Source organism: Shewanella psychrophila, from assembly GCF_002005305.1.
Lineage (GTDB): Bacteria > Pseudomonadota > Gammaproteobacteria > Enterobacterales > Shewanellaceae > Shewanella > Shewanella psychrophila.
The window spans coordinates 3,165,858-3,180,324 of the sequence record NZ_CP014782.1 but is presented as its reverse complement, the minus strand read 5'-3'; the positions used below and the strand labels follow the sequence as shown (position 1 = coordinate 3,180,324).

Annotated in this window: 12 protein-coding genes; 7 read left to right on the top strand and 5 right to left on the bottom strand. The window is 43.4% G+C overall.

Going from position 1 to position 14,467, the window contains the following annotated elements:
- Window positions 1-45: 45 nt before the first annotated feature.
- Complete coding sequence (locus tag sps_RS13725) at window positions 46-1,239, bottom strand: MFS transporter (RefSeq protein ID WP_418346663.1); 1,194 nt, start codon at window positions 1,237-1,239, stop codon at window positions 46-48.
- Window positions 1,240-1,589: 350 nt separating this feature from the next.
- Between sps_RS13725 and sps_RS13720 the strand changes: the two genes are divergently transcribed.
- The 3 genes from sps_RS13720 (at window position 1,590) to sps_RS13710 (ending at window position 5,933) form a co-directional block, all read left to right on the top strand.
- On the top strand, window positions 1,590-2,975 hold the full coding sequence (locus sps_RS13720; RefSeq protein ID WP_077753047.1) for a porin family protein: 1,386 nt from the start codon (window positions 1,590-1,592) through the stop codon (window positions 2,973-2,975).
- A 32-nt stretch (window positions 2,976-3,007) separates the two neighbouring features.
- On the top strand, window positions 3,008-4,162 hold the full coding sequence (locus sps_RS13715) for an imelysin family protein (protein ID WP_077753046.1): 1,155 nt from the start codon (window positions 3,008-3,010) through the stop codon (window positions 4,160-4,162).
- 148 nt (window positions 4,163-4,310) lie between these two features.
- Window positions 4,311-5,933 carry a di-heme oxidoredictase family protein gene (locus tag sps_RS13710; RefSeq protein WP_077753045.1) on the top strand — a complete coding sequence of 541 codons (1,623 nt, stop codon included), beginning with the start codon at window positions 4,311-4,313 and terminating at the stop codon, window positions 5,931-5,933.
- A gap of 216 nt (window positions 5,934-6,149) precedes the next feature.
- Here the strand turns inward: sps_RS13710 and sps_RS13705 are convergent, their stop codons facing one another.
- Entirely contained in the window at window positions 6,150-6,479 is a 330-nt protein-coding gene (locus sps_RS13705) for a hypothetical protein (RefSeq protein WP_077753044.1), read from the bottom strand.
- A 599-nt stretch (window positions 6,480-7,078) separates the two neighbouring features.
- Here sps_RS13705 and hemG point away from each other — a divergent pair.
- Both hemG and sps_RS13695 read left to right on the top strand, forming a co-directional pair.
- Window positions 7,079-7,600, top strand: coding sequence for a menaquinone-dependent protoporphyrinogen IX dehydrogenase (gene hemG / locus sps_RS13700; protein ID WP_077753043.1), 522 nt, complete (start codon window positions 7,079-7,081; stop codon window positions 7,598-7,600).
- A gap of 40 nt (window positions 7,601-7,640) precedes the next feature.
- Window positions 7,641-8,177, top strand: coding sequence for a cytochrome b/b6 domain-containing protein (locus sps_RS13695; RefSeq protein ID WP_077753042.1), 537 nt, complete (start codon window positions 7,641-7,643; stop codon window positions 8,175-8,177).
- 59 nt (window positions 8,178-8,236) lie between these two features.
- Here the strand turns inward: sps_RS13695 and sps_RS13690 are convergent, their stop codons facing one another.
- Complete coding sequence (locus sps_RS13690; RefSeq protein WP_077753041.1) at window positions 8,237-8,890, bottom strand: thiol:disulfide interchange protein DsbA/DsbL; 654 nt, start codon at window positions 8,888-8,890, stop codon at window positions 8,237-8,239.
- Window positions 8,891-9,099: 209 nt separating this feature from the next.
- Complete coding sequence (locus sps_RS13685; protein ID WP_077753040.1) at window positions 9,100-9,759, bottom strand: DNA-J related domain-containing protein; 660 nt, start codon at window positions 9,757-9,759, stop codon at window positions 9,100-9,102.
- 637 nt (window positions 9,760-10,396) lie between these two features.
- Here sps_RS13685 and sps_RS13675 point away from each other — a divergent pair.
- Both sps_RS13675 and sps_RS13670 read left to right on the top strand, forming a co-directional pair.
- Window positions 10,397-12,031 carry a CHASE domain-containing protein gene (locus sps_RS13675; RefSeq protein WP_077753038.1) on the top strand — a complete coding sequence of 545 codons (1,635 nt, stop codon included), beginning with the start codon at window positions 10,397-10,399 and terminating at the stop codon, window positions 12,029-12,031.
- Window positions 12,032-12,208: 177 nt separating this feature from the next.
- Entirely contained in the window at window positions 12,209-13,042 is an 834-nt protein-coding gene (locus sps_RS13670; protein WP_077753037.1) for a hypothetical protein, read from the top strand.
- A gap of 91 nt (window positions 13,043-13,133) precedes the next feature.
- Here sps_RS13670 and sps_RS13665 read toward each other — a convergent pair whose 3' ends face one another.
- Window positions 13,134-14,417 (bottom strand): lipopolysaccharide biosynthesis protein, encoded by a 1,284-nt coding sequence (locus sps_RS13665; protein ID WP_077753036.1) that lies wholly within the window; start codon window positions 14,415-14,417, stop codon window positions 13,134-13,136.
- Window positions 14,418-14,467: the final 50 nt, after the last annotated feature.

Here is a 14,467-nt window from a genome sequence, read left to right as displayed (position 1 = left end):
TTCATATACATAGGTTTTTAACTCGTTTCCAGCATAGGCTCAAGGTTATTGCTTGAGCCTATGCTGGTTGTGTTTACTTGACCAGCTCCAATTGACTTCATTACCTTGGGATGGAGCACTAGGAATATTTCGTGCAAGTACTAAGGAGCAAACCGCAAAGCCTGCTCCTATATAAAATACAGCCTGTGGGGAATATAGCCAGAGTACACCCAGTAAAACTGGGATCACCACCGCGGCAATATGATTAATGGTGAAGCTTACCGACATTGTGGCCGCGATATCTTTGGCGTCGGCAATCTTCTGAAAATAAGTCTTGATGGCAATCGCCATGGCAAATAGCAAGTGATCGATCACATAGAGGGCCGCTGCGATTTCTGGCTGCTGCACCCAGGCATAGCTGACAAAGATGATGATAAGGCCAAGGTATTCGATAGTGAGTGCTCGACGTTCGCCGGTGCGGCCGATGAAACGACCTATGGCTGGAGCAAACAGCAGATTAACGACGTAATTGATCAGGAATAAACTAGTGATCTCACTGACACTATAACCGAACTTCTCCACCATCATAAAGCCAGCGAAGACCATGAAAATCTGACGCCTAGCTCCTGAGAAAAAGGTGAGCAGGTAGTAGAGCCAGTATTTTTTCCTGAGAATGATCTTCTTGTGCTGTACTTCACCTACTTCAAATTTAGGGAAATACAAGGTGATGATTAGCACCATCAATAAACCCAAGCAGCCAATTAATGCATACATATACACATAATCGAGTTTTAGCCAGCTCATTACTAGCCAGATGCTGGCATAACCTGACAGTGCAGCGGCTGAGCGCCAGGCCAGTGCCTTGCCGAGAAAGCCTGGGGTTTCCTTTTTATCTACCCACTGTAGCGTTAATGACTGGTTTATGGTTTCGAAGTAATGAAAGCCCACAGACATGAGCACTGTGGTGATATAGAGGCCTAGTACCTGAGGAAAAAAGCCGGTAACCGCGACGCCTATGGATAAAACTGCCAGAGAGAGTAAGGCGAAGGTTTGTTCTCGGATAAGCAGTAGTACGAATATGGCGGTAAAGGCTAAGAAGCCTGGGACTTCACGTAGGCTCTGAAGTATGCCGATCTCCACGCCAGTAAATTGTGCCCTCTCGATAACAAAGTTATTGAGCAGTACCTGCCACACGGCGAATACCAGGGACATGATGAAGGTCATCCAAAGCAGGAGACTCTGCGGTTTTTTATGCTTCATTAGGCCTTCCATATGGCAATTAACGCAGATTATAGGGCGTCAAAATTAGCTATTTTACAACTAGTCTACATGAGTTGTTTCTCATTTGGTTAGCGATTGTTTGTTCATTCTATCTAATTTTTTGCTATCTAGCTTTCCGTAAAACTCACTGCAATTTGCCTATCTATCTAGTAGGAATCTCTCAAATTCATATTTGTACTAGTACAAATTACTCATATTAGACATTACAAATGTAAGTGTTTTGTAAATACGGTTGCAAAGGTTAGTGTAAATTTTAATGCAAATCATTTTCATTTGTAGTATTTTGTTCGCGATTTTAGATGATGCTGTTAATTTGTTCGGAGAGATAAATGAAAACTAAGTTAAGTTTGTTGGCTTTATGTATAGCTGGCTTAAGTTGTACCAGTGCCATTGCGGCAACAGATCCAGCTCAATTAGAGCAGGCAATTGCTAAACAGGAAGCGGAACTCAATAAGCTTAAACACGATCTCGCAGAGTTAGCAGCCCACCAGAAAATGCAACAACAGCAGCAAGAAGCGCAGGCTGAAGTGGTTGCAACTGCCACAAAAGAGTTGATTGAAAGTAAATGGAACAAGTTTTCTTTCAAGTCATACGGCAGCATGACTTACACCAGTGATGAGTATTACCAGAATGTACAAGATACATCTCCTGAACGCCGTAGCCGATTCGATCTCGAACGCATCGTCACCGAGTTCGGCTACCAGTTCAACGATGAATGGGACATGGAAGTCGAGATTGAGTACGAACATGGTGGCACGGGCACGGCACTTGAATATGATGGTTTCGATGAGTTTGGCGAATTTGAAACTGAAGTCGAAGCTGGTGGTGAGGTGATGGTCGAGAAGGCTGAGTTGAGATACCGTCCCAGTGATGAATTTGGCGTTAAGTTCGGTAATATCCATCTGCCAATCGGGCTCTCAAGCATCTTACATAAGCCAGATCAATACCTGACTGTATTGCGTCACCGCAGTGAGGCGGCCATGTTACCTGCAGTTTGGAATGAGATGGGTGTTGGCATATTTGGTGAATTGGCTAACTTCCATTATCAAGCTCAGGTCGTAAGCGGTCTAAACTCCGAGTATTTCCGTACCTATGACTGGATTGCATCCGGCCACCAGAAGCGTTTCGAACATGTTAATGCCGACGACCTTGCCTATGCACTGCGTTTGGATTACGGCAACTTCAAGAAGGGCAGCGCCGTTGGTGTAGCTTATTACTATGGTAATACTACAGGTAACCGTCATAAGAGTAATAAGGTTAGCGGTGACGGCACGGTCAGTATTCTGGCTGTTTCTGGTGCCTTCGTTCAGGGGCCTTGGATTTTACGCGGCCAGTATCTAAACGGCACTTTGAGCGATGCTGATGCCATCACCCAAGCAAACAAGACCACACCGGGTCTAAAGCCAGGAAACTTTGCTCAAGTTGGCTCAGAGTCTGAAGCCTTTTTCGTCGAGGCTGGTGTAGACCTGAGTCATTTCACTCCGGTTCCTATTACCGTTTTTGCCAATATCGATTACTCAAATCCACTAGCCGATGTCGATACCGGCATCGCATCTAAGCGCTATGAGAATACCTGGACCAGTGTCGGAATTAACTACTTCCCAATTCCTGAAATTGTTATCAAGGCCGAAGCAGGGCGTCAGCAAGTCGCCGTGTCTTCAATTCCTGATACTAACTTTTTCGCCTTGGGCGTGGGTTACCAATTCTCACTATAACACCTAATTATAAAGTAAAAATGGAGCTTTACATGAAACAACTTAAGTACTCAGCAGTCGCCATTGCACTCATCTCTACTCTTGCCGCATGTGGTGGTTCAGGTAGTGATGATTCGACACCACCGCCTACTGATGACAAGTTTGAATTTGCTGCGACAGAGATGATCACTAACTTGACCGACGATGTGATTATTAGTGGCTACTCGACGCTGGCGATGAAAGGCGAGGAGATGTTTCTTGCGTCTCAAACTCTAGTGGCTAACAAGACTCAGGCTAACCTGCTTGCGGCGCAAGAAGCTTGGAAGGCTGCACGTCAGCCATGGGAGCAAGGTGAGTCTCATATCTTTGGCCCGGTTGACTCTCTGAGTATCGATCCACATTTAGATAGCTGGCCATTAAATACTGCCGATCTTACCGGTGTATTGGCGAATAATACTGGTGGTTTCGCTGCCGATACCATTAAGGGCTGGAACGATGATATTCAAGGCTTCCACACCATGGAATACCTGCTGTTTGGTGATGGCGTTGCCGATAACCAGAAAGATGTTGCCGATCTAAGTATTTCTGAAGCCGAATACCTAATGGGTTTATCGGAAGTGTTTCGTGACTACACCAAGACTCTGGATGATGCATGGAAGATAAGCCATGACGGTCAAGCTGCTAGTAAGGCCTATGGTGAGCTTGTTAAAGCTCCGGGAACAGCCGATAACACCTTCTACGCTTCTCAGGTCGGTGTGATCCAGGAGCTGGTAAATGGCATGATAGGTATTGTCGATGAGGTAGGCAACGGTAAGATTGCCGATCCTTTTGGCACTTCGGCAGCAACTGCTGATACCTCTAAGGTTGAGTCTCAGTACTCATGGAACTCACTGACTGATTTCAGCGATAACATCATAGGCGTGCGTAATGTCTATCAGGGTGAGTTAACAGGCGCCAGTGACAAGCAAGGCATTATCGATTTTGTTAAGGCCGGCGATGAGTCACTTGCATTGCGTGTAGGCAGTGAAATTGATGATGCCATCATCAAGATCCAGGCTATCAATGGCTCTAACAATATGCCATTCCGTCAGGCAATTGCAGATGCAGAAGGCCGAGTGAGAATCCAAACTGCTGTGGATGCGCTTTCTAAGCTACAAGCCAGCCTGGAGTCCGATGTACTTCCCCTACTTAATAAGTGGAAAGTATAACTCCCTATCTAACACAGATGTGACTGGATAGAAAAAGGAGGTACAGGAATGGCCTCCTTTTTTAATATGAAAAGACCTATTTTAAGCAGTATTCAGCTCAGGATAGAGAAATACTCGCTTAAGTAAAAATGTGTGTGGGATGTAAATGATGAATTTTAATCGCTATAAATATACCAGTTTAGCTCTCGCTATCTGCTTTGGTTTAACCGCCTGTGGTGGATCTGGTGACGATGCCCCTGAACCTAAACCCGAAGAAAAAGTCTATCCAAGTTTTACCGATATGAAGTCCAGTGGTGGTGAGACCACGACTTTTGATGCATCTGAATCGGGACATGGCTTCTCTACGCCAGCACCTAATTTATCTGATGCGAGCCTAGAGCATCACCTGGAAGGTGATCTTAGTTTCGAGACAGCCTTCACTACTGCGCCAAACGTCGAACATCCTGATCTGGATGGTTTAGGCCCAGTATTTAATAATACCGACTGTAACTCATGTCATCAGCGAGATGGGCGTAACTCGACGCCTATCGTGCCAGTTGGCCAAGATAGAGTAAAACTAAGTTCTGAAACCGGGCTATTTTTACGTATCAGTAAGGCACCTGCCGAGACGTGTACCATAGGTACTGCAGCGAATGATTACTGTGCGCCAATTCCTGTCCCCAACTTTGGTGGTCAGTTATTTCATCGCGGCGTGCTAAAGGCGCGACCCGATTGGGAGGATAATTTGTTTGGTGGACAGGCGGATGTGTATCTCTCCTATGAAACCAAAATAGTGACATATTCGGATGGCTCAAGTACCACATTGAAGAAGCCATTGTTTGCGGTAGAAAATCCCTATGATGCGCCGGGTGAAACCTTAAGCAGTGCCAATGTGACCTCCGATCTGCTTCAAGAGGATGTCTTGCTGGGCTGGCGAAACGGTATGCCAGTATTTGGCTTAGGTTTACTTGAAGCTATTCCTGAAGCCGATATTCTCGCATTGGTGGATGAGAATGATGCCGATGGCGATAAGATCTCAGGTCGTGCCAACTTTGTGTTCGACGCCGTTAAGGCGCAGGCAGGAGATACTAACCCTGTTTCTCTGGGTCGTTTCGGTTGGAAGGCAAATACCCCAAGTGTACGTGTTCAGTCACTCGGCGCATTGCGTGGTGATATTGGTATTACTAACCCACTGTTTCCTGATGAGAGCGTATTCGGCACAGCCTTGCATGATAGTTATATGACCAGAACCGGCTTCGTTGACACGGGAGAAGATGTTAATGGTGAGCCTGAGGCGAGCGCCGAGTTTAGTGATTCAGTGGTTTTCTATGCCGAGACTTTAGCTGTACCGGCCAGACGAAATGTGGATGATGCTAATGTTCGTGAAGGCGCACGCTTATTTGAGCAAGTTAACTGCACAGGTTGTCATAAGGCCAGCTTCGTGACTAAGTCTACTGGCGATATTGGTGGCGCACCTATGGTAGATGCGCTAAAGGGACAGACCATCTATCCTTTCACCGATATGTTGCTACATGACATGGGTGAAGAGCTAGCCGATGGCCGTCCTGATTTTCTTGCCGATGGTAATGAGTGGCGTACTCGCTCATTATGGGGCATAGGTTTGACTCAGACCGTTAACCCACTAGCTGGCTTCTTACACGATGGCCGCGCCGCGACCTTGGAAGAGGCGATATTGTGGCATGGTGGTGAAGCTGAAAATAGCCGTGATGCATTTATGGCGCTGACTAAGACGGAGAGAGATCAAGTCGTCGCCTTTTTGATGTCACTATAAAGCTTAACCAGCTAGCACCTATAGCGGAGCAAATCATTGCTCCGCTTTTTTGTATCTAGAGTTTTACTCACTATCATGCTTTCTGTTTTTCTCTGTACGGCAATTGGAATTAGGACTTTCCTTTAGGGGCCACGATATACTCAATTTTTAGATTAGTTAATTGGTAACTGGCTTTGAAAAGGAATTCTGAGTCCAGTGTTGTTTTGTTATACGCCCTTAATCTGCAGCGAGAGCATAGGTGGCAATAAAAGTGTTTTTAGGTTCGTTTATGCATTTCTTGATGACTAAACCCATTCGTTCATCAACCTGATACTTACTCATGGCTGCCGCACTGCCATATTCAGTGCTCTTCTGTGTCATCCATAATGTCCTAGCGAGCCGCACATAAGGTTCAATATCCTGTCCCTTTTTGTAGGCATCGAGTACCTGCTGACACGTAGTGAGCTCAATAGGCTGCGTGTCTTTTTTTAGATCCGCTAAGAGTTGGTTTTCACTTGCACATCCAGATATTGCCCAAGCTAGCACGATGGCTATTCGTTTTTTCATTTCGATTCTCTAAGTATGATTGGAGCTCAGTTACTAGCATCCGAGAGTTTCCAACCTTGTTTATTTAGCTTGGCCCTATGAGGTTTGTATAACCGTTAATCAATCATGATGGCAAGGCACTTTTGAGGCATTAAGCCTGCTTAACTTTGCAAGTACTTAGGTGATTAACAATGTTATATAACTTTATCCGGAAATGGTTTCAGATAAAGGTAAATAAATGAAAATGTTAAGATTGTGATATGAGGCGGAGCATACCAAAAAGAGACTAGTGAATGAAAGTATTCCCTTTTAAGGAAATCGATTCCATATTAAATAGCCTCTATATGAAAACTTAACGACTACGTATTGGTAACATTTTTAACTAAAAGGTATCAGTTGGCTTAATCGTGTTCTTTGCAAGATCAGCTTTAATGTTTTCACTCCTGGTTGATGGTTGATGGTTGATGGTTGATGGTTGATGGTTGATGGTTGAGTTTGTGAGCTGGGTAGGCGTATTCCAGATTTGACCTCGGAGCCTCGTGATCTGTTTCAAGTAAATATTTTGCCTTATACATTAGTATGCCTCTAATCCATAATGAGTAAATTAGTCAGGGGGCCCGGTGAGTAAAATATTGATAATCTACTCCAGTGTTCATGGCCAGACACGCAAAATTGCTGAGCATATCGGCAAACGTTTGATTGAAAATGGCAACCAAGTGGTGACTTGCTGCATAGAGCAAGCTCCGCTCCTCGGTGAGTTCGATAAAATTATTATTGGAGCTAGTATCCGCCACGGCAAACATAATTCAGAGGTGTATAACTTTATTGCGACCCATCTTGAAGCATTAGAATCTAAGTCTAGCGGCTTCTTTTCTGTGAGTTTAGTTGCACGGAAAAACGGTAGGAATACCCCAGGGAGTAACCCCTATATGCAGGCATTTCTGAGTAAAACCCAGTGGCGACCTAACTTGCTTAAGGTGTTTGCTGGTAACTTGGACTATCAGGGGTATAACTGGTTAGATAGGAATATCATTCGTCTAATCATGTGGATAACCAAAGGTCCAACGGCTGTAAATACTAAGGTTGAGTATACGGATTGGCTGGGGGTCGATGTTTTCGTCAAGGAACTCGAACGCCTTTAATGCATGACGCCTATCAAAACTCTATTAAGCAGAGGTTTTAATGTCTGACTCTCCTTCGGTTTTTAGCAGACTGGTTGCTAAGCTAGTCGATTATCAACATGTGCTAATCATCATATTATCAGTATTTCTAATTTCTACCAGTGGCTGGATCTTGATGGGACGAGGCCTGCGTAACGGTGCTTCTATATGGGACTACTTACATGTCTATCTGGGGCTAATCACTGCTGCTTTATCCTTTAGCATGTTGGTGATTTGCTGTATCAAAGGCAGGTGGCGACAGATGTTTCCTTGGCTTCTTGCTGACTTTTCTCAGCTCAATAAAGACTTATTTGGGTTGGCTAAGGGAAAAATACCATTGGCCGGAGGGCGAGGTCTATATAGTTGCATCGAAGGCCTTGGAATTTTGTTGCTTGTTGGTGTTGGCTTTACTGGTGTGATCTGGTTTTGTTTGCAAGGCAGTTCGGATGCCTTGATGTGGCGCGGTTATCACATACTGCTTGTGAAAGGGTTTATCGGCTTTTTCTTGATACATGTTTTCTGTGCATGCCTGCATCTACTGGATTTCATTAGAAACTGAACGATAAACTAGGTTTTAGGGCCTAGTTTATCGTTTTTTTAGTTTAACTTTTATCTGTACTACTTGCGCTCTAGGGCTAAGTAATTGATAAGGTCGATAAGCTCACCAAGTGTTCGAACAGCGCTCATGTTGACCGCATATTTGTCGTTTACCACAAATGCCGGGACACTCTGGATTTGGAACTGTCTCTGTTGTACGCGCCATAAATCTATCTTGTCATTAACAGCCTTGCTGTCAGCGATAGTGTCATAGTTTTTTATATCGAATCCATTGTCGGCGAAGACCTTCTTGATATCCTCTCGATTATTAAGCTCTGGCTTCTCATGTGCGCCGTGCTCATGATTATGTCCATGAGCACTTTCGCCACCTTGAATCGCAGCAAACATGGCGTGAGTCATTTTGTCACCGGAATTTAGCTCTTGAATCACTGCCAGAGAGCGCATGACTTCCGTACCTATGTCGCTATTCATAAAGTCTACATGTTTGCTATCGAAGGTGACTTTCTTATTTAAGTTAGCCTTAATATCACCAAGATATTGCTTTTCCATGTTGTAGCAGTTATGGCAATAGAAAGAGAAAAATTCAGTAAGTTTTGGCTGGGCGCTGGCGGTTTCGGCTATTTGAGTGAAGTGCTTACCTTCTTCAAATTGTGCGGCAAAACTACTTAAAGGGGCTAAAGCCAAAGTTAACGCTAATGCTAAGTGCTTAATCAATTGATTATCCTCAAAAGTGATAGGTTAGAGCTGGCTTATACCGACTGGTATTAAATATCGGAGCTTCTGTCTGAAGGACAAATCAAGCTTTCGATACGCCATACTGTACCTAGTGAAATCCAGCATAAAAGCTAATGCTTAATTATGACTGAATTAACCAACTGGAGCAGCGTTTACAGTGTGATCTAGGTATGAATTTCGAGGATGTTTTAACGTTTATCTCTTAAAGTTTGCCATGCTTCACAAACTTTGCGGAATTGAGCTGCATCTCCATTGGGACGATCTGGGTGCCAAATTAGGGCTAATTTTCGCCATTGCTTGCGGATCTGCTTATTAGTTGCATCGTCATTTAACTCAAATACGGATAATGCCTGATTGCTATGCATCGAGTTGGGATTCGTGCCTATGTAGTTTTCGTATCGACTCCAGAAAGACTCGAGCATCTCCTGAATGATGTTGGGACAGGTATCGTAATTGAGCCAATTGAGGTAATAATCTCTTAAAGCATCATCTTCCTTGAGGCTAGTGACCAGATCTTGGGGTACAACTCTGAAAATTTGGATCTCCATGGCTTTAACTTGTAGCCAATGTTGCGGCAAGAGCAATTGCTGCAGTGCGAAGAGAGCGTTCATCAGGAGAAAGTTGGTTTTGAATAGGGCTTTCTGTTGATCATCGTCTAGGTGATGCATTAATCCTTGCTGTTGAAGTTTGGCCGCTAGGTGATGTACTTTCCAGCTTGTGTTGGAGGATTTTAACAGGCTTAGCAGCGGCCAAATCAAAGGGTTATCCTCCTTGATGTCACATAAGCTGGCATCAGGACTCTTCTCTGTTATCGCTGAAACCGAAGTTGAGTTTTTAGCAAATAGCATATGTGGAATTCATCCTGAATTACTGACCATGTGTTCAGTCTATGGCATAGGCTTATGATTAAGACTATGCCATAGGTGCAAGAGAACACAAGAATGATTTCACTAAAATAAGTTTGGTTGAGCACGTTATCAGGTTTTCTTTGTTTCAAAGCTAAGTGAAAATCGTTTTCTGTGATGGTCAGGGGTTTGCTACTTGGCATTTGAATCTGCAGTGGGTTTGTTTCTGTCATTGGTTATAGACAAAATAGTATTTGATTTTTTGACTGTTATAACTAGTCTAAGAGAAAGGTTTTCATCATTTCTCTTCGTTTACTCGTATGTCTCTGTAATCGTCTTAGCATTTCTCACGATTGTTTTTATCTGGTATAAATTTTGGATGATAGCTGATGGGAGTTAATTGCATAAAAGGGCTAACTAATATAACTTATTTATATTCCTTGGAACCCACTCTGGCATTGTTTGGACATTCAATGTTTGGTGTCATTTTTAGACTCATGTGGAACCCTCGGGTTTTAAACTTATTAGGGGAACAGCCTGTTAGCCTTTTTATTTTCTTCAAGCAGAGTAAAACATTGTCACAACTTGAGCCTATTTCATTCTTTGTTGCTCTACTCAATTTGAGTCGAGATAATTAATTATGCGCAAATTCAGCATCTTTTCTAACTACTTAGTCCTTTTTTCCATCTTAGTTGGCATCATACTTTCTGGTGGGATTGGGTACAGCTTTTATCAAAATGAGACATTGGCCATCGAATCTGATTTTAGGCGAGATGTTGGTGATAAGGCCGCCGCCTTGGAACGAGAGCTTTTGATTAATTTAGAAGTGCTTTATGCGGTTAAAGGCTTATTCAATAGTTCAGATGATGTGACTGAAGGTGAATTTAGAAGGCTAGCAAGTAGTTTTTTGGTCAGGCATCAGAATATACAGGCATTAGAGTGGATCCCTAGAGTGAGTCTGGATCAGCGCGAGAAATATGAGCTGCAAAGAAGACTGCTTCATCCTGATTTTGAATTCACCGAGCGTGAGTTTCAGGGGAGTATGATCCGAGCGACTGAGCGTAAAGAGTATTTCCCTGTTTACTATGTCGAGCCTATGGAAGGCAATGAGGTGGCATTCGGTTTTGACTTGGCATCTAATCCTAAACGAGAAAAAATTCTCAGGAAGTCACGGGATCTTGACCTCTCATTGGCGACAGCCAGCATTACCTTAGTACAGGAAATTTCCAATCAGAAGGGATTTCTGATGTTTATGCCTATTTATCGAGGCGAGCCTAATACCTTAATTAAGCGCCGGGATAAGTTGATTGGCTTTGTGCTCGGGGTGTATAGAATAGGAGATATGTTCGAAACAGCGATCAAGTATACAGGCGCTCAGGGCATAAATTTAAAACTGATTGATAATACTGGGGTCTCGGCGGAGCAACTCTATTCAAATTATTCTAGTGACCAAGTTCTACATACGACTCAGTTTCAGCTCACATACAATAAGCCTTTAAGTCGATTCGGAGGCCGGCAATGGACCTTAGTGGCGACTCCGACGCTTGGCTATATTGCAGAACGTAGAAGTTTGTTGCCTTTTATTAGCAGTGTATTTGGGATCTTGTTCGTACTGCTTTGTGGTGCGTATACCTATGCCATTATTCGACGCAGCTCCTTAATAAAGGTTGAGGTAGAAGAGCGAACCCAAGATCTGAATGAGGCCAAGTTGGAGCTAGAAGAATTATCTCATACCGATGGTTTGACCAAGATTGCTAATCGTCGTAAATTCGATGAACAATTCGAGAAAGAATGGCAGAGAGCCGTTCGAAGCAATACTTCACTTTCCCTTATCATGATCGATATCGATAACTTTAAACAGTTTAATGATCATTATGGACATTTGGCGGGAGATCAATGTTTGAGGGATGTGGCCAAGGCATTGAAGAGTAACATGAGTCGTAACACAGACTTAATTGCTCGTTATGGTGGTGAAGAATTCGTCATCTTACTGCCAAATACTAATGAACCGACATTGCTGGCCGATAAATGTCGAATGAATATTGAAAAGTTACATATTCCCCATGAACCGTCGAGCGTCTCTGAATATGTGACCATCAGTCTTGGGGTGATTAGCGTTGCTCCTACACAGAACTGCGATCCGTTTTCCTTCACTGCGAAAGCGGATAAATTATTGTATCTTGCCAAGGACTCAGGTAAGAATAGAGTCTGTATCGATGAGCGGTTAATCCTGCAGAAAGGGGATGTGATAGATTTTAAAGCACCGAAGAAGTAATTTGCTTTCTGTTCGAAGCCTCCTTCTCGTACTTTCACTTCGATGCCTACTTCATCATTAGCTTAATTGTTCTACTTAGTCACCAATTGCTGACTTTAATCTTGGTTTGTGGCTAAGTTTTCACAGCAACCTGCTGGTGTAGCTCTCGTTCGCTGGGAAATATAAGGTTATCGTAAAATGGCATTGAAAAGTCCTACACTCATCCTTTCTGTCTTGTGTGTCTCATCAGTGAGTACTTTTAGTGCTCAGGCACTGGATTGGCGTATCGCTTTTGGTGGCCATGATATTATAGTCGAGCAAGCTGACTCACATACTCTAGGTGCTGGGGCGACCTTTTCACTGTCTCATCTCATGCAATCCAATATTTTATTGACCGGCTCTTTAGATGTTTTTGTCGACCATGATAAAGATAAGTTAGATCCTGATCATATTCCTATCTGGTTCAGTTCGAACTTTATGGTAAAGGGCGAGCTGCTTCGCCTGTCTCATGATAGTTCATTGCAATGGGAAGTAGAGGCGAATAGTAGGCGAAATACAGTCAGTTCAGTTGAGAAACAGCTGAAACTTTTTCCTAGTATAAGCTATGAATACGATACTGAAGCTTTCTTTGCCGGAGTCAAGGCGGGGGTGGGATACTACTCCCTGGAAATCGATGATGATGTGCCAAGAATGCGCGGGTACGATCGGGGTGATTTCCAGAATAAGACAGGGGCTTATACACTCGCTGCCGATACTCGATTGGCCTTGGGGTCTTCGTTCGATCTATCGGCAAAGATTCAACATTGGAACGATGGTAATGAGTGGCTAGAGAATCGTTATAGTGTTGCCTTGAATTATGATTCTAATACTTGGGTGAAGGGCAGTCTGTTTGTGGTGAGTGTTGAGCATACCGAATACAATCTCGACCCATATGCCAAAGTGGCCTTAGACGATTCAGATTACTTACCGATCTTACCTTGGGATAATGATACCTTGGTTAGAGTTTATATCGATATGCCCTGGGACTTTTAATCCCAATATATGGATATTCTGGAGCTTATCCCTCAGGCCGATAAAGTGCTGTAACAAGCTTAGAGTATCGAAAGAATACACTGTCACTATCTTATTGTTTTTTCTCCTTAGGTAGGCTGCAGCGTTCTTTTCTGTGGATCTGCCTTTCTACTAAGCTTGAGAAGATAAACATCAAGAGATACCCGGTCCCCAAAGCTAAGATCACTGCAACCACATTATCGGTTAGCTCGCTGTAAATATAGTAACTTGCTATTAGGGCTAAGATGCCACTAATTCTGATCATTAAGCTTTGAGTAAATAAGCCGTGGGCCTTAATGAATGCTAGCTGATAGGCGTTGAGCATCATGAAGATGAAGAACATGGAAAAGTGCATCAGCACAGGTGCAGCCTTAGCGTATTCCTGTGGAAATACCCAATCTACTAAGTCGTGGCTAAATAGAAGCATAGTAATGAAGAAAGCTGATCCGACTATGATGGCTAGTTTATAAATCCATTTTTTTATCTGTTTAATTTGTTGTAGATCAGAGTTTCGAACGCATACAGCAAGTTCAGGTAACACGAATCGATAGATAGGGAAAACGAACAGGAGTGTCAGATAGGCAATCACAGGTCTGACAACCACCTGAAAGTCCCCCAGTTCAGCAATGCTAAAGTGAGCGATGGTGAGTAATACGGTAATGTAGATCATCAAGATGCTAGCACCGGCTTCCAAGGATGCGGTAAAGCTTTTTTTCACGAAGTTGACTAGACTAGAATTCATGTTTACTGAGTCTAAAGGGGTTGTGGCTATCTGCTTACGCCGGCTAATAAACATGAAGCCTGCCATGGCGAGAGAGGAAAACATCATGGAGAAAAATAGCGAGGCAATGGCTGCTTGCCCGAGTAGATAGAAGCAGATAAAGAAGATTAACATTTGAGCTAAGGGCTCCATCCAGGTGACCTTGTTGGAGATCTTGTACATACGGTACATGGCTATCTGATTGGTAAAGTAGACCTTGAATCCCATACCTAAGATGATACCAACTAAGTGGAAGTACTCCACTTGGATATGCAGCTGGTGTTTGATATAAGGTAAGACCACTCCCCAAGTGAGTAATACCATAGCGATTAGGCTATAACGGAAGATATTGGTGATATCTTTATCGTTCTGTGTTTGGGAGTAACTCACCACCATTGATGAGCGAAAACCTGTCATCAAGATCAGAGACAGTGAAATGATATCTATGCTTGTGTGATAGAGGGCTAAATCTTCCTTAGCTACCCATTGGGCTAGCCAAATTTTAAATCCGAAACCGATACTTATACTGGCTAATGTAGCCCAAATTCCGGCAATAAAAGCAGACTTAACTCGTTCGATAGCTGTGGTTTGCATCATACTCCTAGCCGATTGAGGGAAAAGGAGGAAGTAAGCTCAAGTCATCAATC

What these genes read in the sequence shown, in the direction of transcription:
- sps_RS13725 (WP_418346663.1), bottom strand. Translation starts at nt 1,239, where the DNA reads ATGAAGCATAAAAAACCGCAGAGTCTCCTGCTTTGGATGACCTTCATC.
- sps_RS13720 (WP_077753047.1), top strand. Translation starts at nt 1,590, where the DNA reads ATGAAAACTAAGTTAAGTTTGTTGGCTTTATGTATAGCTGGCTTAAGT.
- sps_RS13715 (WP_077753046.1), top strand. Translation starts at nt 3,008, where the DNA reads ATGAAACAACTTAAGTACTCAGCAGTCGCCATTGCACTCATCTCTACT.
- sps_RS13710 (WP_077753045.1), top strand. Translation starts at nt 4,311, where the DNA reads ATGAATTTTAATCGCTATAAATATACCAGTTTAGCTCTCGCTATCTGC.
- sps_RS13705 (WP_077753044.1), bottom strand. Translation starts at nt 6,479, where the DNA reads ATGAAAAAACGAATAGCCATCGTGCTAGCTTGGGCAATATCTGGATGT.
- sps_RS13695 (WP_077753042.1), top strand. Translation starts at nt 7,641, where the DNA reads ATGTCTGACTCTCCTTCGGTTTTTAGCAGACTGGTTGCTAAGCTAGTC.
- sps_RS13685 (WP_077753040.1), bottom strand. Translation starts at nt 9,759, where the DNA reads ATGCTATTTGCTAAAAACTCAACTTCGGTTTCAGCGATAACAGAGAAG.
- sps_RS13675 (WP_077753038.1), top strand. Translation starts at nt 10,397, where the DNA reads ATGCGCAAATTCAGCATCTTTTCTAACTACTTAGTCCTTTTTTCCATC.
- sps_RS13670 (WP_077753037.1), top strand. Translation starts at nt 12,209, where the DNA reads ATGGCATTGAAAAGTCCTACACTCATCCTTTCTGTCTTGTGTGTCTCA.
- sps_RS13665 (WP_077753036.1), bottom strand. Translation starts at nt 14,417, where the DNA reads ATGATGCAAACCACAGCTATCGAACGAGTTAAGTCTGCTTTTATTGCC.